The sequence below is a fragment of the Arthrobacter sp. TMP15 genome, from assembly GCF_039529835.1.
In the GTDB taxonomy this organism is placed as follows: Bacteria; Actinomycetota; Actinomycetes; order Actinomycetales; family Micrococcaceae; genus Specibacter.
This window is the reverse complement of the sequence record NZ_CP154262.1, coordinates 3,028,750-3,052,474: the sequence shown is the minus strand read 5'-3', so window position 1 is coordinate 3,052,474 and position 23,725 is coordinate 3,028,750. Positions and strand designations below refer to the sequence as shown.

Genomic DNA, 23,725 nt, shown 5'->3' with positions numbered 1-23,725 from the left:
CGACGGCGGCCATCCAGACTTGCTGGATGGCCGCCGTCGTGCGGTGGATCCGGGTGTGCGGAAGGAACCTACTGCTTTAGATCCGTTACGGGCGCGGTGTCAGGGAACAACGACAGCGCCTTCTTGTCCTTGATCGGCTTGCCCTTGTGGGGGCCCTCCTTATGCGGGGCTACTGCGGCGCCCTTGGGGGAAACAATGACGGAAACAAAGGTCTCGGTGCCTGTGTCACCGAAAGAAACACGGCCCAAGTAAGAGCCAGGCTTCAGTCCCTTCCAGCTCAACTTCACATTGCCGGACTTGCCGTTGGCCAGTACCAGCGGGTTCGGTGACACCGAGGCGTTGCCGACGTTGGCGCCAAGCACGGCTGCGTCAACTGTTGCTGCAACGGCGCCGTCTCCGGTGCTGGAATACAGGTTGGCCAGGACGGTGTAAGTTCCCGGTGCGGGGTTCGTCAGTGAGAGCGTTTCACTGGAGGAACCAGTCCGCACGTCGCTAAAGACACCTTCCGGGTTGAACACGATCATGTCAAAATCGGCGTTGGGGTCTGAAGAAATCACTTGGAATTTCGCCAGCTTTGTCCCCTCCGGAACGGTCACTTCCTTCATGAAGTTGGACTTGTCAGTGCCCACAACGAGCGGACCCGGAACCAGTTTAATGGCGCTTGAATCGGCCTTTGACAGCCCATCCAACGTCATATTTACCGGTGAGTTGGTGCCTGAAATTACCGGGATATCACCACTGCCTTTGCCCTTTTTGGAGGTAAAAGCAACCTCCGGAGCTACAAGGACGGGCATGGGGCGTACAGCAACAGGCGAGGTGACGGTAGCGCCGGCACCCTGCCAGGATACGCTGCCCATGGCAAAGGCGCCCATTGCTGCTGAGGCGTTTTCAAAGGTGACCTTGAAAGTGCGCTGATCGCCAGCTGCGGCGAAGTTCAGTATGGAGGGTGTGACCTTGACATTGACGCCTGGCACGTTGGCCGTGGCACGGTACAGACCCGGTTTCAGGGCTGTGACTGTGCGCGTGAGAGTAACTTTTCCGGCCAGCGCACCCACGGCAAAGGATGCCACGTTCATGTCGCGCGGCGCGGTACTGCCCAGCCCCGGTATACCCAGATCCATTCCGGTTCCCTGAATGAACTTCAAGTATTCGGTGTCACCGGCGTCGTACGCCAGTCCGGGTGTGAGCGCCTTGACTACGGCTGTCTGGCCCGCGCCTGTGGCAAACACGTCAGTGTTCTTGCTGCCGTCTGCATTGACCACGTCAGTGGCCGTTGTCATCATGGCGGACTTCACTGTTGCAGGAGACCAGCTCGGGTTCACGGCCATCAACAATGCGGCGAAACCGGCAACATGAGGAGAGGCCATAGAGGTTCCGGACATCATGCCAAACTGGGCGCCACCGGTAGCAATGGGTGAAACCCCGGCCAATACGGCCACGCCAGGGGCGGCAACGTCTGGTTTGAGCAGATCTGAACCCGTGGCACCCAACGGCCCGCGGGAAGAGAAACCAGCAATTTGAGGCTGCGGCTCAACAGGTAGACCCGTTGTGTCCTTGTCCACCAAAGCAACCAGAATATCTGGGTTTGCGATGACCTTATCCTTGATGATCTGGGTTGCAGGTGGGTTCACATGGACTGTGGGTACTGCGTGCAGATCCACATCCTCAGAAGAAGCAGTGACGTTGGCCAGGATCATTCCCACGCCACCGGCACGCTTAACTTCGGCACTCTTAGCTGTGCGGTCAATCACTCCACGGTCACAGACCACAACTTTGCCGGCAACTTTGGCGCCGTCCAAGGAGTCGGGCCCGCACAGTTCAGGGTTGGCTGCACCAGCAGCGGCAGCCGTAACGGCTAGAGTCACTGGACTCTCCGGCAAGCTCTGCGCCATCATGCTGGCACCACGGAATTTGGTGCCGTCAGAGAACTCCGCCGTGCCTTGGAGCTCGGAGGAGAAGGAGGATGCCGCAACAGTGGTTACCCACGGGGCACCATGGTTGACTGTCCCTGCTGTGGGTCCCGAGTTACCGGCTGACGCGGCAACGAAGATCCCCGCTGAGGTGGCAGAAAGAAAAGCCAGTGAGACGGGGTCTGTAGTTGTTGTGGTACTTCCTGAAATGGAATAGTTAAGTACGTCAACACCGTCCAGGATGGCCTGGTTGATGGCCGCAACAGCGGAGGATGAATAGCAGCCTCCAGTGGCAGGATCATTGTCCTCCCAGCAGATCTTGTACACCGACAGCTTGGCGCCCGGAGCCACCCCGCCGGTGATGCCCATGTCGCGGTCACCAATGGTGGCGCGGATGTCGGCGTTACCTGCAGCGGTGCTGGCCGTGTGCGTACCGTGGCTGGCGACGTCAACGGGGGAGAGCACTTCTTGGGGTGCGCGATTTTCAGGTGTCACATATTTGATGAAATCATCGGCAAAGTAGTGCGCGCTGAGTACTTTGGAGTTGCACGCGGAGCCATCAAAATCGGCTCCCGTTTCTTGGCCCACCTGGCATTCGCCGGTGAACGTATCACCATTGGCCTTGAGCATGGCGATCTGGCCATCATCAGTGCGGTAGGGCACACCGACTTGCGGCTCGCCTGTCAACGGCTTGACCTCATCACCTGCGAAGAACGGGCTTGAGGGTGTGTAACCGGTATCGATGACACCGACAACCACGCCTTCGCCAGCTTTGTCTACGCCGCCAAAGGAGGTGTTCCAACTTCCATCTGGGCCACTAAGGCCCAGGAAGTCAGTGCTGGAGTAGTCGGGGGCATTCTCAGTATCCGGAGCCACAGTCAGAACGGCCGGATCCTTAGCAAGTGCCAAAGCCTGTTCCGCTGAAAGGTCCGCGGAGAAACCATTGAGCGCTGCAGTAAACGTGCGCTTTACTTTAACGTTTTCTGTCTTGGCCACCGTGGCCTGCTTGTTCTCAAGGTGGGCTTGATATTGCTGCACCTCTGGCCGTGTGGCATCGAGCTTTTGCCCAGCCTGTGGTTTGGTGGGCGCCAATCCTGCCGTACCGCCTTCATACATGGCGATGGGCTGCTCGGCCAGGACCACAATGTAGCGGCCAGCTTGGTAGAGCAGTGGATCAACGTTTGCTTGGGTAAGGCTGGTTATGCTCTGCCCGCTCGGGTTGGCCGAGGCTGGCAATGCGCCCACTGTGACCAGAAGCAGTGGTAAGCCCGCGCAGACGGCAACGGCTTTCCGTAGTCCAGGGCTTCGAAAGAGAGTTCTTCCCGTTCGTTTCATGTGGCTGTGAACCTTTCAACAGGATCTCCGCCGGGCGTCGTTGCCCGCCGGTTGCAACATGGTCAGCCGGCAGGGGACCCGAGTTCACAATGGGTGCATGATCAGCCGGTGCGACCACCAGAAACACGTTAGCCACTAGCGGAGAAAAAGTGTGGCCCAGACCACAAGAAAAGGTAAAGACTAGTCAAAAGGGTAGCGATATCGCCGCAAATGCGGCCCAACCTGCGGCTGAGCAGAGCAGGAGTGGGCAGCAGGACTCGTCAGAGCGGCGCCCAGTGCAGCAGGACCCCCAGAGCCGCGCCCAGTGCACAAGAGTCCGGAAATCAGCAGCCGGGTACGGGAATGTGCTGGTATTTCAAGGCCAGGTCATAGCTGAGGATTGTTTGGGCTGCCGTTTTTTCCCAGCCGTAGGCTTCAGCAAACACCGACGCCGCCCGGCCCATATCCGCCCGTGTCTCACCGAAATCATGAAGAGAGGCGATGGCTTCGGCCCACAATTTTGCTGAACGATTGGCAACCAATAGTCCTGTGCGCCCGTCGCTGACAGCTCGCGGTAGGCCGCCAACGCTGGTGGCTATGACAGGTGTGCCACAAGCCTGGGCCTCCAACGCAACCAGTCCAAAGGACTCACTGGAGGAAGGCACTGTGACAACATCGGCACTGCGGTACCAATCGGCAAGGATGGCGGCCTCGACTGGCGGGTGCACGGTTGCGATGGCAGATAAACCGGCGTCGGCAATCATCGCGGTGAGATCGTATTTGTCATTGCCGCTGCTGGCCCCAAGGAAAGTAAGCTCAAGATCAATGTCGGGACGTTCGGTTCGCAAAATAGTTGCCGCTTTGACAAGGACGTGCGGGCCCTTGAGTCGCTGTAGGCGTCCGGCAAATACTATGTGGAAGCGCTCGGGGGCAATGCGCAGCTTCATTCGGGAGCGGTCCCGGAAGGCGGGCTTAAAAATCTTTAGATCGACCCCAGGAGAAACCACATCGATCCGCTGCTCGCAGCCGTCGTAGTGACTTTCAAGTTCGGCTGCCTCGGCTGTGGTATTCGCGATCAAACGTGTAGCCGCTGCGACGATCTGCTGCTCACCATCTTCGCGGATTCCCGGTTCAGCGCTCTGGCCGGGCTGAAGGTGATCATTTTTCACACGGGCCATGGTGTGCATGGTGTGCACGAGTGGCAGATCCAGCCGCTTGGCCACTAGAATCCCGGCCATCCCTGAAACCCAATAGTGGGAGTGGATAACACGCACGGCTTCCCCGCTGAGGGAAGTCACATGGTCAGCAACGGCGTCGGCCATCTCCGTGATGAGCTCTGGGAGAGCTTCTTTGGCCACCTTTGTAAAGGGGCCAGCTGTGATGTGGTGAACGTAAACTTGGGGAGCCAGCTCAACGGTGTCTGGCTGCGTGGCGGCTGTGCGTCGAGTGTAGATATCCACGGCCACGCCGGTAGCGGCTAGTTCCAGCGCCAAATGACGAACATAAACGTTCATGCCCCCCGCATCGCCGCCGCCTGGTTGCTCAAGCGGGGAGGTATGCAGTGAAAGCATGGCCACGCGTCGGATCTGATGCACAAAGTCCTCCTGACGTCCCGTGGTTGGTTCGGTTTAACAGTAATTGTCAATTGCAAATTACAGCAGTTGCACGCAGACGCCGGCTCGTGCAGCGACTGAAAATACTATACTCGTCTTCCTGGACCGGGCCCTGACGGCCCGCCTTGAATCAGCTTTAAACGAGCCCTGCGCAAGAGCTTAAAAGTGCCCTACGCAACGTCCTATTCCGACATTGCGGCCGGCACGTGGAGAAAGTCCTCAGCGAGGCGAAACGATGCAAATCAACCCAGTGTGGCAGCACAGAAAGGCAACGAAAAGAAAAGAAGACAAAAGAGGCCTAAAATGGGTAGGTGAGCTCCCTCGTTGCGCCGGTTCCTGCACCCAATTACGGTCTTGAACGGCAAGCCATCATTGACCTGTCCGCGATCGCCAATAATATCCGTCACCTGCGTTCCATCGCCGCCCCAGCCAAACTGATGGCCGTGGTCAAAGCGGACGCCTACGGGCACGGGATGGTCCCAGTGGCCCGCACGGCAGTGGCTGCCGGGGCGCAGTGGTTGGGAACGGCGCACGTCTCCGAGGCCTTGGCCCTGCGCGCAGCAGGCGTTGAGGTGCCGGTGCTTGCCTGGTTACACACACCAGCAACCGATTTCACGGCTGCGGTAGCGCATGATATCGATTTGGGTTGTTCCGGATGGGAAATTGAGCACATTGCTGCCGCGGCCCGCGCCCTGGAACATCCGGCCAGGGTGCATCTGAAGATTGATACGGGTTTGGGCCGCAATGGTTGTTCCCGGAACGACTGGCCGGCACTTCTTGCCACCGCCGTGGAGTACCAAAACCAGGGACTGTTGAAGGTGGTTGGCGTATTCAGCCACTTGGCCGTGGCCGATGAACCCCAGCGCCCTGAAACTGACGAGCAGCTAGAACGTTTCCGTGAGGCGGTAGCCATTGCGGAACAGGCCGGTGCGCAGTTGACGGTGCGCCATATCGCGAACACCCCCGCCACTCTTTCCCGGCCAGACACACACTTTGACATGGTCCGGGTGGGGCTTGGCATTTACGGTCTTTCCCCGTTCGCAGACCAAACCTCCGCACAGCTGGGCTTGGTGCCGGCCATGACCTTGCAGTCTCAGATTGCCTTGTGCAAGGATGTTTGCGCCAACCAAGGTGTCTCCTACGGTTTGAACTATAAAACAACGGAGGCCACCACGTTGGGCTTGGTACCCCTTGGTTATGCCGATGGTGTGCCGCGCATCGCCACGGGCGGGCCTGTTCGCGTCAATGGAATCACGTACCCGGTGGTGGGGCGTATCGCCATGGACCAGATGGTCATTGATCTAGGGTCCACAGCTCGCGAAGGGTTTGGCGGTGCCGCTATTGACGGTTCTGCGTTGGGTGCCACGGCAGTACTGTTTGGCAACGGGAACGACGGCGGACCTTTAGTTGAGCAGTGGGCGGCGGCTGCCGGAACAATCAACTATGAGATCGTGACCCGGATCAGTCAGCGAGTCCCGCGCACCTATGTGGGCGGGGTCTCGGTGGAGGGCGCTGTCATTTCTACCGATGGGGGCAACTAAGAATGTGGGAATTTGCTACTGACACCGCCAAGCAAACCCAGCAGCTGGCCGGGAAGCTGGCCGGGCTGTTGGCCGCAGGTGACTTGATTATTTTGACCGGGGAACTCGGTGCAGGTAAGACCACTTTCACGCAGGGCCTTGGCCGCAGTCTCGGTGTGCGAGAGGGAGTTATTTCACCGACCTTCGTGTTGGTACGCATCCACCCAAACCTGCCCCAGGGCGCTAATCCTGGCGGTCCTGATTTGGTCCACGTTGACGCCTACCGGCTGGGCACACCCGGTGAAATTGATGACATCGACTTGGAAAACACCATGGACACCTCGGTCACAGTGGTGGAGTGGGGCGCTGACAGGGTGGAGCATTTGGCCAGTAGCCGGTTAGAGATTGAACTCATCAGGGCGGTTGGCGGTGGCGTGCCCACCACTTTTCACACATCGCACGCAGTGCACCAAAACACGGATGAAGCCGCTAATTTTTTGGACAGTTTTGATGCTGATGAGGATGACGAGGAACCCCGCACCCTACGCTTGACCGCCATCGGGCCGCGCTGGGAAGGCACCGATTTTTCCATGCTCGGCCAGCTTGTGAACACAACAGAATAGACTCAACTACGTGCGAATATTGACCATTGATACATCGGCTGCTGCCAGTGCCACCATTCTCGACTTTGATCCACGGGACTCCGTGCGGACTGCCGAGGTGGTGGCAAATTTTGCCACGACTGAAACACGCAGCCACGCTGAGGTGTTGGCGCCGGGGGTTAAGTCTCTTTTTACTGACCCTGTCACAGAAGGCCCGGCACTTGACGCCATTGTGGTGGGTACCGGGCCGGGGCCCTTCACCGGTCTGCGTTCAGGTATTGCTATGGCACGCACGCTCAGCTTCACATGGGGGATTCCGCTCTACGGCATGATGAGCCTGGATGCACTGGCCCACCAAGTTTTTGATGCCCCTGCCTACCGATCTGGTCGAGCTGTGGGGCCACTGGCAACCAGGGATTTTGTGGTGGCTACGGACGCCCGGCGCAAGGAAATCTACTGGGCAAAGTACAGTCCGGGAGCTCACTTGCTGGATGGCCCCCACGTTGGTCCGGCCAACGAAATTTTTGCCGCTGACGTATTCGGTGCCGGCGCTGGTCTCTATGCAGAGGTACTCACCGGCAACCGTTGCACCGTGTTCGAGCTGTTTGCTCAGACCCAGCCAACGGCATTGGAGCTGGGACGTGCCGCTGCCCGCAAAATTACTGCTGCCGGTTCGCTTGAGGCGGCAGGGCTGCTGGATTCAACACCGCTGTATCTGCGTGAATCTGATGCGAAGGTGCCCGGACCCCGGAAGCGGGCCCTGCCATGAGTGATCCTGCCGCTAACGATCCTGCCGTGAATGACCCTGATGAGTTCGACTCAGCCGTGAGTAACTCGGGAGCGCACGTCCCGGCTGTTCTGCGTAACATGGTTGCCAACGATGTTGACTTCATCACCGCCTTGGATAAGACCCTCTTTGGGGTTGATTCGTGGCCACGATCCATGTTTGTTGGTGAGCTCAGGCAACCCGAAACACGGCGTTACATCATCGCGGAGGTGCCCTCCGGCGTCGAACATCAGGGGCAGAATGCCCAGATAGCTGGCTATGCCGGTCTCATGTGTGTGCCGCCCATAGGGGACATCCAAACTATTGGAGTGCTGACCGAATTTGAGGGCCGGGGCATTGCCCGGGCAATGTTGGATGAGCTCGTCGATGAGGCGCGACGGCGCGGCGCGGCCGACGTCATGCTGGAGGTTAGCTCAACCAATCCGCGGGCGCAGCGACTGTATCTGCGCTACGGTTTTGAACATATTCATACGCGGCGCAGATATTACCGCGACGGCTCAGACGGGCTAATCATGCGCTTGACCGTGCCCGTTGAGAGCGCAGAAGCTGCCACCAATAACTGGGCAGCAACAGACCCAAAGGATCCATCATGAATCAAAGCAACCCATTGATCCTGGGCATTGAATCCTCCTGCGATGAAACCGGTGTGGGGCTGGTCCGCGGCACCCAGCTGTTGACCAACACAGTGTCCTCATCCATGGCGGAGCACGTCCGCTTTGGTGGTGTCATCCCCGAGATCGCCTCCCGGGCGCACCTCGATGCGTTTGTGCCCACCCTGACGCAGGCACTGGAGAGTGCCGGGGTCACAATGGCGGACGTTGACGCCATTGCCGTCACCAGCGGGCCGGGCCTAGCGGGTGCGCTCATGGTGGGTGTTAGCGCTGCCAAAGCACTGGCGCTGGCCACCGGCAAGCCGATCTACGCAATCAACCATTTGGTGGCGCACGTTGGTGTGGGCTTGCTGGCTGAGCCCCTTGGAACTGGCTCTGAAACTGCCGGCTGTGAAAACTCTCAACTACCGGAAAACTTGGGAGCCCTCCTGGTCTCTGGCGGCCACACAGAGATCCTGCGGGTACGCAATATTGCCTCAGATGTTGAACTTCTTGGTGCCACGATTGATGATGCTGCCGGTGAAGCCTTTGACAAGGTAGCCCGGCTGCTGGGGCTTAATTACCCTGGCGGCCCGGCCATCGACAGACTGGCCAAAGAGGGCAACGCCAAGGCTGTGCGGTTCCCGCGCGGGCTGACGATGCCCAAGTACATGGGCACTGCGGAGGTTCCCGGTCCACACCGCTACGACTTCTCCTTCTCAGGGCTGAAAACCGCGGTGGCACGCTGTGTGGAAGGCTACGAAGCTCGTGGTGAGGACGTCCCGGTAGCTGACATTGCGGCGTCGTTCCAGGAAGCTGTGCTGGATGTCATCACGGCCAAGGCTGTGCTGGCATGCAAGGAACAGGGCATCACCACCTTGTTACTTGGTGGTGGTGTGGCGGCAAATACCCGGTTACGGGAGTTGGCCGGGCAGCGGTGCTTGGCGGCGGGAATCACGCTTCTGGTCCCAAAGCTATCGCTGTGCACCGACAATGGCGCCATGGTGGCGGCCTTGGGTGCGCAGCTAGTCATGAGTGGTGTGGGCCCCAGCGAGCTTTCCTTCGCACCCGATTCCTCTCTGCCAGTGACGTGCATCAGCCTCTAGATGTTCTCAGCTGTGCATCAGCTGCGGGAGGCACGACGGCGCAGCCTGACTGTGCGGTAGAGAATCCCCACCGCGAACATCACCAGTCCGGCCAGCACCGCCTCCAGCGGCAAGGTGGCCACGAGCAGCACGCACGCCGCCGCACCCAGCAGTTGCAAAACCTTGGGGTAGCGGCGATCTGCACCGCTTTGGGTGAAGGCAGAAATGTTGGCCACCAGATAATAAACTAGGACGCCAAAGGAAGAGAAGCCAATAGCGCCGCGCAGATCAGCGAACATAATGATCACAATGATTGCGGCGCCCAACGCCAACTCGGCCCTGTGAGGCACAGCAAATTTTGGGTGAATAGCCGCAAAATAATGCGGAAAATCTCCTTCTCGTGCCATGGCCAGCGACGTCCTGCCCAGACCCGCCACCAGTGCCAGCAGCGCACCTAAAGAGGCCAATGCGGCGCCTACTTTGACCACCGGTCCAGCCCAGCTCCAACCGCCGGCCGTCACCGCGGTGGTCAGGGGCGCCGCTGTGGAGGCAACGCCGTCGGGCCCCAATGCCACAAGCAGGCTCACACCCACAACAGCGTAGATGGCGCCCGCAATAGCCAGCGCCAACAGGATGGCGCGCGGGATGGTGCGCCGAGGATTTTTGACTTCCTCACCCAACGTGGCAATCCGGGCGTAACCGGCGAAGGCAAAGAACAAAAGTCCAGCGGACTGCAAAATACCGTACCAACCGTGCGAGAACAGCCCGGAACCCAGAAAGCTACTGTTGCTACTACCTCCGGGATGGCCGCCGCTACCAGCCCATACCGCGGCAATTGCAATGGTCAGTGCGGCAAGAACGGCGCCAACAATGATCCGGGCTAGGGCAGCCGTGCGGCTCACACCTCTGTAGTTCACCGCCACGAGAAGTGCGACGGCGGCAATCGCCACCGGCCGCTCCCACCCCGCGGGCGCGGCGTAAGCGGCAAACGTCATGGCCATGGCGGCACTGCTGGCCACTTTGCCCACCACGAATCCCCAGCCTGCCAGGAATCCTGGCCACGGTCCCAGCCGCTCTCGGCCATAGATGTACGTGCCTCCGGAGGTGGGGTATGCAGCGGCCAGTTGGGCGGATGAGGTGGCGTTGGCGTAGGCAACACAGGCAGCGATCGCCAGTCCTATGAGCAGGCCGGAGCCAGCGGCTTGGGCGGCCGGGGTGAAGGCTGCGAAAACGCCGGCGCCAATCATGGAACCAAGACCAATGACAACGGCGTCGAACGTGCCTAGTCGCCGGGTCAACGCCGGGGCGATGCTCATCTGCAAGCTACCTTTCGTATGGCCGATCTACCCGCCTGAGCGTAGCCGAAGCAAGTGAACTGTGGATGAACAAGGTTGGGTGTGCCCCACTCCGGCCAGACGCTCGCTCACTTAGCGTCGCGTTTTTGGCGACGCTCCTGCAGGTAGTGAGCGAGCGTCTGGGCATGATGGACGCGGAGTGAGCGAGCGTCGGTAAAAAGCCGACGTTAAGTGAGCGAGCGTCGGGGTGGGACTAGCGGGAGATCGGCAGAACTAATTCCATGGTGGTGCCGCTGGGACCTGTCTCGGCGACCTGGATGCTGCCACCGGCAGCCACGGCAATCTCACGAACCAAGGCTAGGCCCAGGCCGTAGCTGCGTGGTCCGCCTCGCGCGGCAGCGCTGCCATGAGCGAACCGTTCAAACACTCGGGCGGGGTCAATACCAACAATTCCACCACCGTTGTCACTGACAGTAATAATCGCTTTCCCTCGGGAGTGAGCTGTGCAGATCTCTACGGTTCCACCTTCTAGGGTGTGGTTGATGCCGTTATCAATCAAACCCAAGATAGCCCGGCGAAAACTGTTGGGCGCAATACGAACATGGGCAACGCCGTCGTGAGTTGTGAGCAGCCTGATGCCGCGAGATGCGGCCAGATCCACAAGGTTGGCGGTGACCTCATCGATAACAGAAGGGACGTTCAGGAGCTCCGTAGCCGTGCCGTGTTCACCCGTGGCGGCCAGAAGTAACTCCTGAACGGTTGCGGAGAGGGCTGCAGTATCCTGGCGAATCTGTCCCAATAGTTTGGCGGCATCGGGGTTGTCATTAACCTTCAATTCGGCCAACTGAACCCGTGCGTCAAGAATTGTCAGGGGAGTTCGGAGTTCGTGGCTGGCGTCTTGCACAAAACGGCGCTGTAATTCAAGGGCCCTCCCCAGCGGACGGATGGCACTGCGGGCACTGAGCCACCCAATAGCACCGGCCGCCAGAATCCCGGCGAATCCAGCCAAAAGCATTGCCTTGAGCATGTCATTTGATTCGATATAAACACGGGTAGAAGTATCGGCGGAAAACAGATCCGGGTGGTGTGAAAGGTACAGCATGTACAGGGCGGCTGTGACGATGACTGCCGCCACCATCACCGCGATGGCCACGGCTATGCGCAGGCCCACAGTGATGGCTGCTCGGCGCAACTGTGGCGAATCGGTACTGGAATGCTTAGCCAGTCCCAACGGGATTTTGTTGAACAAAACCTTCATGCGTCATCGCCCATCTGATAGCCCAAACCATGCACGGTACGGATCACTGTTTTGGACACCTTTTTGCGCAGATAATGCACATAGGTATCGATGACACTTGGGGAATCACCGGGGTGAAACAGGCTCTGCAGCAACTCATTCCTGGTGAACACGCGGTCAGGTTCACCAGCGAGAAGTGCCAGTAGATCTCGTTCCTTGGCTGTGAGCTGCACAAGTTCGCCGTAGTTTGAGCGCAGTGAACGGTTGGCCGGATCAAAAAGCCAACCGCCTATGCTCAGCGTTGTTGGGGAGAGCACGAAACGGCGGGTCATGGCACGCAGCCGCGCCCGGAGCTCACCGGCATCAAAAGGTTTGGTCATGTAGTCGTTAGCTCCGGCGTCGAGCCCCTCAATTTTCTCCGGTGTGGTACCCAAAGCCGTGAGAATAATGGCAGGAGTTGTGACGCCTTTGCGGCGCAGTGCCCGCACCAATGCCAGCCCGTCCATGACCGGGAGGCCGCGGTCAATCACCATGGCGTCCCATTGAGCAGTGAGGCCCAGATGGAGGCCTTTCTGCCCATCTGAGACCAAATGCACCTCGTATTCGCTGACCAGAAGCTCTGCAATGAGTGGCCCTAGGACGGGATCATCTTCAACCAGGAGCAGCCGCGAGCGTTCAGGGATGTGCACGCTCCTTATCCTCCTCCAAAATGCTGGCTTCAGCGGCAGTTTCCGCTTTACCGGACCGCCGTTTACGCAGGATGCTGATCAAGCCCGGCACCACCGAGAGAAAGACCAGCACTATTGCGATGATGTCGATGTTGTTGGCAATGATTTCATAGTGCCCCAGCCATGTTCCAAGGAGGGTGATGGAGCCAGCCCAGCCGACTGCGCCGGCAATGTTCCACAGCGTAAATTTCCTGTAATTGTAGTTGGCGGTGCCCGCCACCAAAGGGGCATAGGTACGCACCACCGGCACAAAACGCGCCAAGACAATAGCGGCGCCTCCTCGCTTGGCGAAGAACTCCTCGGTTTCCTTGAGGTACTTCGTTTTCAGGATTCGAGCGTCATCTTTGAACCAGCGTCGGCCAAACTTGCGACCCAGCATGTACCCAACCTGATCCCCTGCAACGGCAGCCAGCACCACCACGCCGATCAGTACGGGCAGTGAGAGCTGAAGCTGTTGATGCAGAAGTCCGGCAGTGAATAGGAGCGAGTCACCGGGCAGGAAAGGAAACAGGAGCCCTGACTCAATGAAAACAATCACAGCCACAATGGCAAGAGCGGCTGGCCCTAGCCCGTTTAAGAGCGCAGCAGGATCGAAAAGTGACGTTATCCCAACGGTCTGGGATCCGCTAGGGAGGAGAAATCCGTGGACTACAGGAACGATGAGATGCAACAAAACGGGCCTCGATCAGGGGTTCGAAGGGGTGGGGGCAGCAGACGGGCCAGTTTTAATAGTAGACCCGTCGGCTCTGAGCTGTCCCGTGAATTGGCTTACCCCAACGGGTGTTGCACTAGTGGGGCCGAAGCGGTCAAGACCTGGAATTCGGGGAATTATATGGCCTTGATAGCGGTTCCACACCCCTGCAAATAAGACCACAGCCGCGCTCGCAGCCAGGAATGACGCGGCAACATCGCTGGGGTAGTGCACACCAATATAGAGTCGGGACCAAGCCACTACCAGCGGCACCACAATGGCAAGAAGCGCCGCCAGTTTGGCCCACGTCCCCTTGCGTAACAAGAACCAGAACGCCCACGCGAGCCCAACAGCCAGTGCCACGTGGCCGCTGGGAAAGCTGTTCGAACCAGTTTCAGGAGCCAGCGGGTTTAAAAGCAGTGCGGGGTTGGGGCGTTGACGCTCCACCACAAGTTTGAAGAACTGGCTTGCAAACCAGCCAGCAATTGTCACACCGCCAAAGGCAACAGCGTTGAGCGGCGATCGACGAATGATGAGCAGAAAGATGACCATCAAAGCGATCATGACGCACCCGCCGATCGGTGAAAATACTTTGTCCAGTGCCAGCGCCACAACAGTCAGCGCACCAACGTGGCTCCTACTCATTTCCTGATCCACGGTGAACTCGTTGGCGGTGAAGTCAGGAGTGCCAACCACGAAGAATCCTAGAACCAAAACCATTCCGGACAGGACTATCACCCAGAGGCCCCAGAAAGCGGGCTGGGGGAGGACAGCTAACCGTGTGCGCCAGAGGTTGCCAGGCCGCGTGAAGAGACGGCGCATCTGCGAAGCGTGTGCGCCGGATTCAGGCGCGGCGTGCGTTTTCCCTTGTTTGGTCGGTGACGACATTAGCCAACTCTCTGATTCGCTGCGTGCAATAAGACTTTCCTTCACTGTCTCGCACGATAGCTAAGAATTTTCTAAGAAGTGCCCGCCGCTGAGCTAGTTGCCGGCCATTTCCTGCACAAGTTCACGCACGACGGCGCGCAGGTCGCCATTGTGGGCGGCAGCAACGCGGCGTTGGCGCTGGTAACTCGCCCCGCGCGTGATGATTCTCTCCACATTGGATAGCTCATCTGAGCAGCCTAACCTGGCTGCCACGGGTTCAAGTTTGTTCAGGAGCTCCAGTGTGTGCTCCGTGACAAGTTGCTCCTTGCCGGCAGCATCCAAGATGATGATGGCGTCCAAGCCATACCTGGCTGCGCGCCACTTGTTTTCCTGAATGTGCCACGGTGGCATCGTGGGGATGGTGCCGCCGTCGTCCAGGGTATTTGAGAAATCCTCAACCAAGCACTGGGTCAGCGCGGCGACAGCGCCAATCTCTTCCAGGGTGGACATCCCGTCGCAGATACGCATTTCAATAGTGCCAAGATTTGCCACGGGACGAATATCCCAGCGGATTTCATTTGGCGCGTCAATGACCCCGGTGGTGAACATATCCTGCACGTAGGACTCATACGCGTTCCAGTCGGGAAACTGGAAGGGCAAGCCGGCTGTAGGCAGCTGCTGGAACATCAAAGCCCGCTGGGACGCGTAGCCGGTGTCCTCGCCATTCCAGTAAGGAGAAGAGGCAGAGAGGGCCTGGAAGTGCGGGAAGTGGTTGACCAGCCCATCAAGCACTGGCATGGCCTTTGACACATGGTCAAGGCCTACATGGACATGCACGCCGTAGATGAGCATTTGGCTGCCCCACCACTGAGTCCGATCCACGAGTTTGGAGTAGCGTTCCTTATCGGTAACGGCCTGCGTGCGCGGGTTGCTGAAAGGGTGTGTGCCGGCGCTGAGGAGATCAAGGCCCAGGGGCTCGGAAGCTTGGCGCAGCAGGTTTAAGTTGCGGCGCAGATCCTCGATACCATCAGAGACGGTTTGAGCAACCCCTGTGACCAACTCCACTGTGTTTTGGAGCATTTCACCCTTAATGTGCGGGTGCTCCTCGTCCTTTATGACCTCTGGCTGAGCTGCGAAGATATTCTCGAAGACGTCGTCGGCTCGCGCAGCCAATTCTCCGGAATCCTTGTCAACCAGCGCAATCTCCCACTCCAAACCCAGTGTAGATTGCTTAGATTTCGCGAAATCAATCTTCACTGCGACGCCCCCTAGGCATGATGGAGTGGTGGGTGCAATACGACAAATGTGCGTTCTGCCTTCTGATTGTAGTTCAGGATCTCAGGCACAATGGAGAGGTGCCTATCCTAAACAAAGACATGACATTGTGCATTTCGCTCGCCGCGAGACCTAGCAACATCGGTACCCGCTTCCATAACTACCTCTATGAGGCCTTGGGCCTGAACTACGTGTACAAGGCGTTTGCGCCACGTGATCTGGCCCAGGCTGTTGCAGGTATCCGGGGGCTGGGTATTCGCGGCGCCGCAGTCTCGATGCCGTACAAAGAGGATGTCATTGCACTTGTTGACGCGATGGACGCCTCCGCCTTGGCCATTGATTCGGTTAACACAATTGTCAATAACTCGGGCGTGCTCACCGCGTACAACACCGATTATCTTGCCATCGCCAGGCTGCTGACAGTGAACGCTATTGATCCCGCCATGACGGTTTTTCTGCGTGGTTCCGGCGGCATGGCCAAGGCTGTTGCTGCTGCCTTGCACGACGCCGGATTCATTCACGTGAGCATTGTGGCCCGCAACGAAGAACGTGGCCAAGCGCTTGCCGCGCTTTACGATTTTTCCTGGCTTCCGGAGGTGGATGGGGCCGCTGGCTGTGCTGTTGCGGATGCCAATCGTGTTCCTGGAGCAGGCATGCTCATCAACGTGACCCCTTTGGGCATGGCTGGAGGAGAGGAGACGGTTCAGTCGTTCTCCGATGCACTGGTGCAGCAGGCGCAGGTGGTGTTCGACGTCGTCGCACTTCCTGCCGAGACCCCGCTAATTGCGGCTGCCCGGGCCGCCGGGAAGCAGGTCATCACGGGAGCCGAGGTCATTGCTATCCAGGCTGAGGAACAATTTGTGCTGTACACGGGTGTTCGTCCAAGCGCGGAACAGGTTCGAGAAGCCTCCGAGTTCTCCCGGCAGTAGTCCCCAGCCGCTCCCTCTACTCGCAAGCTCGCAGCGGGTCCCTCGCGTCTGTGGGCCCACCCAGCCGCTCCCTCTACTCGCAAGCTCGCAGGTGAGCGAGCGCTGAGAAATACTCGACGTGAAGTGAGCGAGCGTTGATTATGGGGTGAGGGGTTCAACCACTATTGCCACGCGTTCTTCGCCAATACGGGTCAGCACAAGCGTGGCTTTATTGGGCCCCTTGCCCGAGCCCGTCAGTAGCTGACGGCGTAGTTCTTCCGGCGTCGTCGAGATACCGCGTTTTTTGATGTCGAGGACGCCAATCCGGTTAGTCTTCACCCACGCCTTGAGCGCTTTGACGTTGAACGGCTTTACCTCAAGAACCTTATAGCTACGGGCGAACGGCGTCTGGATTGGAGCATCGGAGGACAGGTAAGCAATGTGTTCATCGAGCAGGTGAGCGCCGATGCTTCGGGCTAGATCGGCCACAAGTCCGGCGCGGATAACTGCTCCGTCGGGCTCGTGCAAGTAGCCACTGACGGGGCCCAGCAGCGCATTTTGCTCAGAAGGCTCATATTTCTGCGGACTTGTCAGCTCTGCACTACCGCTAGCGCCGGTGACATTCTTGCCAATCACCAGAGCAGCGCGACGGATATTGGGGCGGGCAAGCTGATTGAAGTACAGGCCCGCCTCCACCACCTCTCCATTGATGGAGATCCACTGGGCCTCGGCAGTGTCTGGAATTGCGTCGTGCGGGATACCCGGACCCATCTTTACGCCCACAGCTAGCCCCTGATCGGCCAGCTGTTCCACAAATGACAGGGGAGGGGAGAAGGCTTCCGGATCAAAGAGTCGTGTGGTGCCCGAGGTGCTGGTGGTGCGCCGGGCCGGGTCAAGCCACACGCCCTGAATTCCCTGAAGATCCACCTCTTCAGCCTTCGCGCACAACACCGTGGCGTGCGGGAAGGGCATGAGGTTTACTGCGGTGCACGCGGCTGTTATTTCGTCCATTTCCACGGCGATGACGCTGATATCAAGGCTTGCCATCGCTAGCGAATCAGCGCCAAGACCGCAGCCAAGATCGGCCACTGAGGTGATACCTGCTGTTGTAAATCTCTGCGCATGCAAGGCAGCGATGCTCAGGCGAGTGGCCTGTTCCAAACCTGCTTGTGTGAACAGCATCTGGTGCGCGAACTCCCCAAATTTGGCTTCTGCCTTGGCGCGCAGACGTGCTTGTGTCAGGGCGGCGGCCACCAATTCGGGGGAGTGCCCGGCTTTGCGCAATGAGTCGTTGAGTTTCAGGGAATCGGCCTCTTGGTAGGGACCAAGGGAAGACAAAAGTTCCCAGCCTTCAACGGTGAGCAGCGGGGAAATTGCGTCGTGAACCATTCCTTAAGCCTAACCTCCAGAAACGGTCCTTTCGGGCAGGACTGCTCGAAGACAAGTAAATTACAGCACTACTTAGTTGCGTAATTTACTTAGTCTGTACTAACTTTGATCGCAGCGTCTGGGTAAAAGGTGTTTTGAGGCAAGTTGTGATCGAGCTAACAGCTCCGAAAGTGGCTTTGTACTTAGGTTAGGCTAAGCTAACTTTCGGTACCAGTTCAGTTTTACGGCCATTTCACAGCCGCACAAACACGAAGGAAAAAATGACCTCCCTGAAGTTTCGCTTCATTGCGCTGATTGGCGCAGCCGCCATCAGCTTGACCGCCTGTGGTGCACAAACGCCTGCCGCCACCACCGATTCCAACACCGACGCACCGGCCACTGTCTCCATCGAAGACAACAATGGACCGCAGACAATCTCAACCCCTTTAAAATCAGTCGTCGCTACTGACAATAGGACCTTTGAAACGCTGTCGGACTGGGGTATCAAGCTCAGCGCCGGCGCCGTAGCACTCATGCCAAAAACAAGTGGCTACAAGCAAGACTCCTCGATCGTGGATCTGGGCAACCACCGTGAGCCAAATTTGGAAGCCGTCGTGGCCGTAGAACCGGATTTGATTGTCAATGGCCAGCGCTTCTCGCAATACCATGACGATTTCGCCAAACTGGCGCCTAATGCCACAGTCCTTGAGCTGGATCCACGTGAGGGGCAGCCCTTCGACTCTGAGCTGAAGCGTCAGATCTCAGTTCTGGGAGAAGTTTTCGGCAAAAAGACCGAAGCCAAAAAACTTAATGATGACTTTGATGCGGCGATTGCCCGAGTCAAGAAGTCCTATAACAAAGACACCACTGTCATGGGCGTCATCACCTCCGGTGGCAACATCAACTACTCCGCACCCGGCAATGGCCGCACGCTTGGCCCGCTGTTCAGCATCCTGGGTCTGACCCCTGCCCTTGAAGTCAAGGACGCCAGCACAGATCACCAAGGTGATGACATTTCCGTTGAGGCCATTGCCAAGTCCAACCCCGACTGGATCCTTGTTATGGACCGCGACGCCGCGGTGTCCGCTGATGACGCTGCCTATAAACCAGCCAACGCGCTGCTTGAAGGCTCCGACGCCTTGAAAAATGTCACGGCAACACAAAAGGGCAACATCGTATACATGCCGGCCGACACCTATACCAACGAGAGCATTCAGACCTACACCAAATTCCTGAACAGCTTTGCCGAGGCGCTCGAGGGCAAAAAGTAGACCAACGCTTTACTAATGCAGTGGCAGACCGCTCCGTGAGTCTGCCACTGCTGCGCATCTGAACTGCTGCGCATTCAAGCTTTGATGCGGCCACGCCAGGTCTGAAGGGACAGCTGAACATGACCACCACCACGCGGGCTCCAACAAAGGGCCGGCTGTTTGAACCCAAGCTATTCATCGGCATTGCCGTTGTGGGGCTTTTATTGGTGTTCTCACTGTTCACGGGTGTCTATGACATTTTTGGGGCCAAGGACGGCGGCGAGATGTTTGCCGTGACCCGCGTCCCTCGAACCATAGCGCTCGTTTTGGCCGGTGCTGCCATGGCCATGTCAGGACTGGTCATGCAGATGCTGACACAAAACCGTTTTGTTGAACCCACCACCACGGGCACCACCGAGTGGGCGGGGCTGGGACTGCTGACCGTGATGATCATCAACCCAGGTGCCAGCATCCTGCTGAAGATGAGCGGGGCCGTGATTGCCGCGTTCATTGGCACCATGGTCTTCTTCCTGTTCCTGCGCAGAGTCTCACTTAAGGCATCTCTGACGGTGCCGATCGTTGGCATCATGCTGGGTGCCGTGGTGGGTGCCATCTCCAGTTTCATTGCCCTACAGACCAATATGCTCCAAAGCTTAGGTATTTGGTTTGCCGGGAGCTTTACCTCGGTGCTGCGTGGCCAGTACGAGGTGCTGTGGATTGTAGCACTCGTGGGAGTAGCTATCTTTCTTGTGGCAGACCGCTTTACCGTGGCTGGACTCGGTCAAGATGTTGCCACCAGCGTAGGACTGAACTACAACCAGGTCATGCTTCTGGGGACCGGGCTCATCGCCATTGCCACAGGGATTGTCACGGTTGTAGTGGGAAACCTGCCATTCCTGGGACTGATAGTGCCTAACATTGTTTCCATGTTCCGTGGCGATGATCTGCGCGGAAATCTGCCCTGGGTGTGTTTGCTGGGCATCGGTATTGTGACCGTTTGCGATCTGGTGGGCCGGCTAATCATCATGCCCTTTGAAGTCCCCGTGTCATTGATCCTGGGTGTTGTTGGCGCCGTAGTTTTCATCACCCTTTTGCTCAAGCAGCGCCGCAATGGCTGAAACATCCACGCGGAGGATCACACCGCCACTTCCTAAAAGCACACACCACCGCGATCGTGCATCCGGCGCCTTGCCCACAACCCGCGCCCGGAGACGGTATTGGATAATACTTGGCGTACTGATCACTATGGCCGCGGGATTTGGCTTTGGGCTGCTGGCCTGGGACAACCCCATGCCCCTCGGGAGCGCCGGATTCTGGCGAATAGCTGAAATGCGCGGTACCAGCGTTGTTCTCATGTTGGTTGTCGCCATCTGTCAGGCCATGGCCACCGTGAGCTTTCAAACGGCCACTAATAATCGTATTATCACGCCGTCGATCATGGGCTTTGAATCTCTGTATATTGCCGTGCAGACGGGGGCAGTGTTTTTCTTGGGTGCCGCAGGTGTCAGCGCAGTTCAAGGCGTTCCACAGTTCATCATTCAAATTGTGCTCATGGTGGGGCTTTCCATGGCACTGTATGGCTGGCTGCTTTCAGGCAAATATGGCAATCTGCAGATTATGCTGCTGATCGGCATAGTCATCGGCGGTGGGCTTGGCTCCATTTCGGTGTTCATGCAGCGGTTGTTGACGCCAAGTGAATTCGATGTGCTCACGGCACGCCTCTTCGGCTCCATCTCAAACGCCGATATCAGCTACCTGCCCATCGCTATCCCGTTGTGCGTAGGGGCCGGGGTTCTGTTGTTACTGAACTCCAAACGGCTGAATATCATTGCACTGGGCCAAGATACCACCACTAACTTGGGCTTGAATCACCGCTTTGAAGTCATGCGTGTACTATTCCTAGTTTCCATCCTGATGGCTACCTCTACCGCGTTGGTGGGGCCCATGACGTTCCTTGGCTTCCTTGTAGCCACCTTGGCTTACCAACTGGCCGATAGTTATGATCACCGCTACGTCTTCCCCGTAGCCGTGCTCATTGGCTTCGTCGTTCTGGCGGGCGCGTACTTCATCATGAAGAACCTCTTCTACGCCCAAGGGGTGGTCTCGATCATCATTGAAGTTGTCGGTGGCGTCGTGTTCTTATTCTTCATCCTCAGAAAGGGTCGCTTGTGATTACGCTGACCAACGTCAAGAAAAGTTACAGCGATAACGTGGCCATTGGGCCCGTGACGTTGGCGATCCCCCAAGGCGGAGTTACAGCGTTGGTGGGCCCCAACGGTGCCGGAAAATCAACGCTATTGACCATGATCGGGCGTTTGCTGGGGGTGGACGCGGGTGCCATCGAGATTGCCGGGTATGACATCTCCCGCACCGCTTCCAAAGATCTCGCCAAGATCGTTTCCATCTTGCGCCAAGAAAATCACTTCGTCACCCGCCTGACTGTTCGTCAATTGGTGGGTTTTGGTCGATTCCCGCATTCCAAAGGACGGCTAACCACTGAAGATGAGGAAATCATCAGCCGCTCGGTGGATTTCCTCAACCTCAACGAGCTGGAAAACCGTTACCTGGACCAGCTATCAGGTGGCCAGCGCCAACGGGCGTATGTGGCGATGGTGCTGGCTCAAGACACCGACTATGTCCTGTTGGATGAGCCGCTGAACAACTTGGACATGAAGCATTCCGCGCAGATGATGGCGCTTCTGCAGAAGGCCGCCGTCGAGCTGGGCCGGACAGTGGTGATAGTGCTCCACGACATCAATTTCGCCGGACACTATGCAGACCACATTTGCGCAGTGAAGGACGGCAAGGTCATTGAGTTTGGCACCCCGGAAACGATCATGACCGATGATGTACTGAGCCGGGTCTTCGACACCCCCGTGCAGGTCATTGACGGCCCGCGCGGTCCGCTGGCGGTCTACTACTAGTACTACGTATCCTTGCGGATCCATCGGAACGTAGCGCGGCAAAGGATCAAGCCAACCACTAACCAGACGCCCATGATCAAGGCCACGAGTCCAAGATCCCAGGAACCGCCTGACTCCATCACCTCAAATGACTCCGGAAGGAACACGCTGCGCATCCCCTGAGCCATCCATTTCAAAGGGAAGATGCTGGCGATGTTTTGTAGCCAGCTCGGCAGTTGTGCAAAGTTCAGGTAAACCCCTGAAATGAACTGCAACAACAAGACAATGGGAATCACCACAGCGGTAGCACTTTTCCCCGAACGGGGCAGGGCCGAGAGGGCAATACCCAGTACGCAGCTGGTGATCACACCAAAAAGGAACACCCACGCAAAAATCAGCCACTTGGCAGGATCGGTGGGCAGCTCAACGCTGAAGACGAAGCGGGCCACAAGCAACAGCAGAATCACCTGGAAAACGGAGCTGACAAGCACCATGCCAATCTTGCCCATGAAGTAAGAAAAAACCGGTAAGGGAGTGCCGCCCAAACGTTTGAGCGTCCCGTCGCCTTTTTCCCCAGCAATGTCCACGCCAAGATTCTGTACTCCGCTAAGCAGCATGCCAGCGGCCACCATGCCGGGAACATAAAATGCGGCAAAGCTGATGCCGCCACTGCCGTCCGGAGCCTCACCGATGTTGCCGCTGGTGCTGAACGCCACGGCAAAAACGGAGAGCATTAAGATGGGGAACAGGAACGTGAAAAATACCGAGTCGCCCTGGCGGAAATAGAGTTTTAGTTCGTACCCAATTCGGGAGGTACCCAGCGCCAACGTGCTCATGCCACACCTCCAGCGGGGACCGGCTCGGGCGACTTCTGTGCCGCGGAATGGTTTTTCACCATATCCAGATAGATGTCTTCCAAGCTGGGTCGAGTGATTTCAAGCCCCGGTACCTCACCGCCATGTTCAGCAAACAGCCGTGCGGCTAATGCAGCTGGTGCTGTGGTTCGTTCAACACGGACGACGCCGTCCTGCCGCCACCGCACAGATGGCACCTTTGCCTCTTGCCCACCAATCTCATCGATAGGGCCAATGTCTACTAATTTGCCCCCGATGATCACCCCTGCGCGATCGGCCAAGGTGGCGGCCTCGTCAAGATAATGGGTAGTCAATAAAATGGTTGTGCCTTCGTCTTTAAGTTGGTTGATCAAGTCCCAAAAATGGTGTCTGGCCTCAGGATCAAAACCCGTGGTGGGTTCATCCAAGAACAAAAGTCTGGGCCGGCCGATGATTCCTAAAGCAACATCCACACGGCGGCGCTGTCCTCCGGAGAGCTTGCTGATCCGGGACTTTGCCTTGCCTGCCAGCCCCACGGCTTCAATGACATCGGCAACCTTGCGCGGGTTGGGGTAATAGCCAGCGAAGTGCGTCAGTTGCTCCAGCACCGTGACATTTCCGCTCTCACCGCTGGATTGAAGCACGATCCCCAGTTTCTCTTTCCACGCCCTCCCACCGACTTGGGGGTCCACCCCCAGCACTTGAGCGTCGCCACTGGTCCTGTTTCGGTAGCCTTCCAGGATCTCAATGGTGGTGCTTTTACCGGCACCGTTGGGACCGAGCAGGGCAAAAGTTTCGCCCTCGCCAATATCGAAGGAGATGCCGTCAACGGCGGTGAAGGTGCCATAGGACTTTTTGAGTTCGCGCAATTGCACAGGACTGGGGGTCATGGCTTTATCCTTGCATTGTCCAAGTAGCCCGGAAGCATTGTGACCAAGGATTTGTTGAC

At 57.9% G+C, this 23,725-nt stretch carries 21 protein-coding genes; 10 read left to right on the top strand and 11 right to left on the bottom strand.

The features are described from left to right. Positions 1–68: 68 nt before the first annotated feature. Positions 69–3,245: a S8 family peptidase gene (locus AAFM46_RS13705; RefSeq protein ID WP_343318393.1), complete on the bottom strand. Its 3,177-nt coding sequence runs from the start codon at positions 3,243–3,245 to the stop codon at positions 69–71. A 323-nt stretch (positions 3,246–3,568) separates the two neighbouring features. After that, the gene (locus tag AAFM46_RS13700; protein WP_343318391.1) at positions 3,569–4,819 is read right to left on the bottom strand and encodes a glycosyltransferase; all 1,251 of its coding nucleotides are present in this window, start codon (positions 4,817–4,819) and stop codon (positions 3,569–3,571) included. 329 nt (positions 4,820–5,148) lie between these two features. Between AAFM46_RS13700 and alr the strand changes: the two genes are divergently transcribed. From alr to tsaD, 5 genes are all read left to right on the top strand, one after another. Further along, the gene (gene alr, locus AAFM46_RS13695; RefSeq protein WP_343318390.1) at positions 5,149–6,378 is read left to right on the top strand and encodes an alanine racemase; all 1,230 of its coding nucleotides are present in this window, start codon (positions 5,149–5,151) and stop codon (positions 6,376–6,378) included. Between the two features lie 2 nt (positions 6,379–6,380). After that, the gene (gene tsaE, locus AAFM46_RS13690) at positions 6,381–6,980 is read left to right on the top strand and encodes a tRNA (adenosine(37)-N6)-threonylcarbamoyltransferase complex ATPase subunit type 1 TsaE (RefSeq protein WP_343318389.1); all 600 of its coding nucleotides are present in this window, start codon (positions 6,381–6,383) and stop codon (positions 6,978–6,980) included. A 10-nt stretch (positions 6,981–6,990) separates the two neighbouring features. After that, positions 6,991–7,728, top strand: coding sequence for a tRNA (adenosine(37)-N6)-threonylcarbamoyltransferase complex dimerization subunit type 1 TsaB (tsaB, locus tag AAFM46_RS13685; RefSeq protein ID WP_343318387.1), 738 nt, complete (start codon positions 6,991–6,993; stop codon positions 7,726–7,728). Positions 7,729–7,826: 98 nt separating this feature from the next. Beyond that, positions 7,827–8,339: a GNAT family N-acetyltransferase gene (locus tag AAFM46_RS13680; RefSeq protein WP_343320452.1), complete on the top strand. Its 513-nt coding sequence runs from the start codon at positions 7,827–7,829 to the stop codon at positions 8,337–8,339. Continuing rightward, positions 8,336–9,442, top strand: a complete 1,107-nt coding sequence (gene tsaD, locus AAFM46_RS13675) for a tRNA (adenosine(37)-N6)-threonylcarbamoyltransferase complex transferase subunit TsaD (RefSeq protein WP_283532196.1) — start codon at positions 8,336–8,338, stop codon at positions 9,440–9,442. The genes AAFM46_RS13680 and tsaD overlap by 4 nt, the downstream gene beginning before the upstream one ends. 17 nt (positions 9,443–9,459) lie before the next feature. Here tsaD and AAFM46_RS13670 read toward each other — a convergent pair whose 3' ends face one another. The 6 genes from AAFM46_RS13670 to AAFM46_RS13645 form a co-directional block, all read right to left on the bottom strand. Further along, positions 9,460–10,737 carry an APC family permease gene (locus AAFM46_RS13670; RefSeq protein WP_343318385.1) on the bottom strand — a complete coding sequence of 426 codons (1,278 nt, stop codon included), beginning with the start codon at positions 10,735–10,737 and terminating at the stop codon, positions 9,460–9,462. Between the two features lie 232 nt (positions 10,738–10,969). Then, positions 10,970–11,974 carry a HAMP domain-containing sensor histidine kinase gene (locus AAFM46_RS13665; protein WP_343318382.1) on the bottom strand — a complete coding sequence of 335 codons (1,005 nt, stop codon included), beginning with the start codon at positions 11,972–11,974 and terminating at the stop codon, positions 10,970–10,972. Further along, a complete protein-coding gene (locus tag AAFM46_RS13660; RefSeq protein ID WP_343318381.1) occupies positions 11,971–12,642 on the bottom strand; it encodes a response regulator transcription factor in 672 nt (223 codons plus the stop codon). The genes AAFM46_RS13665 and AAFM46_RS13660 overlap by 4 nt, the downstream gene beginning before the upstream one ends. Beyond that, positions 12,629–13,225, bottom strand: a complete 597-nt coding sequence (locus AAFM46_RS13655) for a VTT domain-containing protein (RefSeq protein ID WP_343318380.1) — start codon at positions 13,223–13,225, stop codon at positions 12,629–12,631. The genes AAFM46_RS13660 and AAFM46_RS13655 overlap by 14 nt, the downstream gene beginning before the upstream one ends. 141 nt (positions 13,226–13,366) lie before the next feature. Next, positions 13,367–14,260: a phosphatase PAP2 family protein gene (locus AAFM46_RS13650; RefSeq protein WP_343318379.1), complete on the bottom strand. Its 894-nt coding sequence runs from the start codon at positions 14,258–14,260 to the stop codon at positions 13,367–13,369. A gap of 93 nt (positions 14,261–14,353) precedes the next feature. Then, on the bottom strand, positions 14,354–15,496 hold the full coding sequence (locus AAFM46_RS13645; RefSeq protein ID WP_343318378.1) for a glutamate--cysteine ligase: 1,143 nt from the start codon (positions 15,494–15,496) through the stop codon (positions 14,354–14,356). Positions 15,497–15,594: 98 nt separating this feature from the next. Between AAFM46_RS13645 and AAFM46_RS13640 the strand changes: the two genes are divergently transcribed. Further along, positions 15,595–16,443 carry a shikimate 5-dehydrogenase gene (locus AAFM46_RS13640; protein WP_343318377.1) on the top strand — a complete coding sequence of 283 codons (849 nt, stop codon included), beginning with the start codon at positions 15,595–15,597 and terminating at the stop codon, positions 16,441–16,443. 138 nt (positions 16,444–16,581) lie between these two features. Here the strand turns inward: AAFM46_RS13640 and AAFM46_RS13635 are convergent, their stop codons facing one another. Beyond that, a complete protein-coding gene (locus tag AAFM46_RS13635; protein WP_343318376.1) occupies positions 16,582–17,811 on the bottom strand; it encodes a class I SAM-dependent methyltransferase in 1,230 nt (409 codons plus the stop codon). A 260-nt stretch (positions 17,812–18,071) separates the two neighbouring features. Between AAFM46_RS13635 and AAFM46_RS13630 the strand changes: the two genes are divergently transcribed. From AAFM46_RS13630 to AAFM46_RS13615, 4 genes are all read left to right on the top strand, one after another. Continuing rightward, positions 18,072–19,061, top strand: a complete 990-nt coding sequence (locus AAFM46_RS13630; RefSeq protein WP_283532207.1) for an ABC transporter substrate-binding protein — start codon at positions 18,072–18,074, stop codon at positions 19,059–19,061. Between the two features lie 119 nt (positions 19,062–19,180). Then, on the top strand, positions 19,181–20,158 hold the full coding sequence (locus AAFM46_RS13625) for an iron chelate uptake ABC transporter family permease subunit (protein ID WP_283532208.1): 978 nt from the start codon (positions 19,181–19,183) through the stop codon (positions 20,156–20,158). Beyond that, positions 20,151–21,212: an iron chelate uptake ABC transporter family permease subunit gene (locus AAFM46_RS13620; RefSeq protein ID WP_343318373.1), complete on the top strand. Its 1,062-nt coding sequence runs from the start codon at positions 20,151–20,153 to the stop codon at positions 21,210–21,212. The genes AAFM46_RS13625 and AAFM46_RS13620 overlap by 8 nt, the downstream gene beginning before the upstream one ends. Then, positions 21,209–21,964 carry an ATP-binding cassette domain-containing protein gene (locus tag AAFM46_RS13615; protein ID WP_283532210.1) on the top strand — a complete coding sequence of 252 codons (756 nt, stop codon included), beginning with the start codon at positions 21,209–21,211 and terminating at the stop codon, positions 21,962–21,964. Before AAFM46_RS13620 ends, AAFM46_RS13615 begins: the two co-directional genes overlap by 4 nt. A gap of 2 nt (positions 21,965–21,966) precedes the next feature. Here AAFM46_RS13615 and AAFM46_RS13610 read toward each other — a convergent pair whose 3' ends face one another. Next, a complete protein-coding gene (locus AAFM46_RS13610; RefSeq protein ID WP_283532212.1) occupies positions 21,967–22,779 on the bottom strand; it encodes an ABC transporter permease in 813 nt (270 codons plus the stop codon). Then, positions 22,776–23,666 (bottom strand): ABC transporter ATP-binding protein, encoded by an 891-nt coding sequence (locus AAFM46_RS13605; RefSeq protein WP_283532213.1) that lies wholly within the window; start codon positions 23,664–23,666, stop codon positions 22,776–22,778. Before AAFM46_RS13605 ends, AAFM46_RS13610 begins: the two co-directional genes overlap by 4 nt. Positions 23,667–23,725: the final 59 nt, after the last annotated feature.

Coding starts and splice junctions, on each gene's coding strand:
- AAFM46_RS13680 (WP_343320452.1), top strand. CDS start 7,827: ATGGTTGCCAACGATGTTGACTTCATCACCGCCTTGGATAAGACCCTC.
- AAFM46_RS13650 (WP_343318379.1), bottom strand. CDS start 14,260: ATGTCGTCACCGACCAAACAAGGGAAAACGCACGCCGCGCCTGAATCC.
- AAFM46_RS13605 (WP_283532213.1), bottom strand. CDS start 23,666: ATGACCCCCAGTCCTGTGCAATTGCGCGAACTCAAAAAGTCCTATGGC.
- AAFM46_RS13625 (WP_283532208.1), top strand. CDS start 19,181: ATGACCACCACCACGCGGGCTCCAACAAAGGGCCGGCTGTTTGAACCC.
- AAFM46_RS13635 (WP_343318376.1), bottom strand. CDS start 17,811: ATGGTTCACGACGCAATTTCCCCGCTGCTCACCGTTGAAGGCTGGGAA.
- AAFM46_RS13665 (WP_343318382.1), bottom strand. CDS start 11,974: ATGAAGGTTTTGTTCAACAAAATCCCGTTGGGACTGGCTAAGCATTCC.
- AAFM46_RS13630 (WP_283532207.1), top strand. CDS start 18,072: ATGACCTCCCTGAAGTTTCGCTTCATTGCGCTGATTGGCGCAGCCGCC.
- AAFM46_RS13705 (WP_343318393.1), bottom strand. CDS start 3,245: ATGAAACGAACGGGAAGAACTCTCTTTCGAAGCCCTGGACTACGGAAA.
- AAFM46_RS13620 (WP_343318373.1), top strand. CDS start 20,151: ATGGCTGAAACATCCACGCGGAGGATCACACCGCCACTTCCTAAAAGC.
- AAFM46_RS13610 (WP_283532212.1), bottom strand. CDS start 22,779: ATGAGCACGTTGGCGCTGGGTACCTCCCGAATTGGGTACGAACTAAAA.
- tsaD (WP_283532196.1), top strand. CDS start 8,336: ATGAATCAAAGCAACCCATTGATCCTGGGCATTGAATCCTCCTGCGAT.
- tsaE (WP_343318389.1), top strand. CDS start 6,381: ATGTGGGAATTTGCTACTGACACCGCCAAGCAAACCCAGCAGCTGGCC.
- AAFM46_RS13670 (WP_343318385.1), bottom strand. CDS start 10,737: ATGAGCATCGCCCCGGCGTTGACCCGGCGACTAGGCACGTTCGACGCC.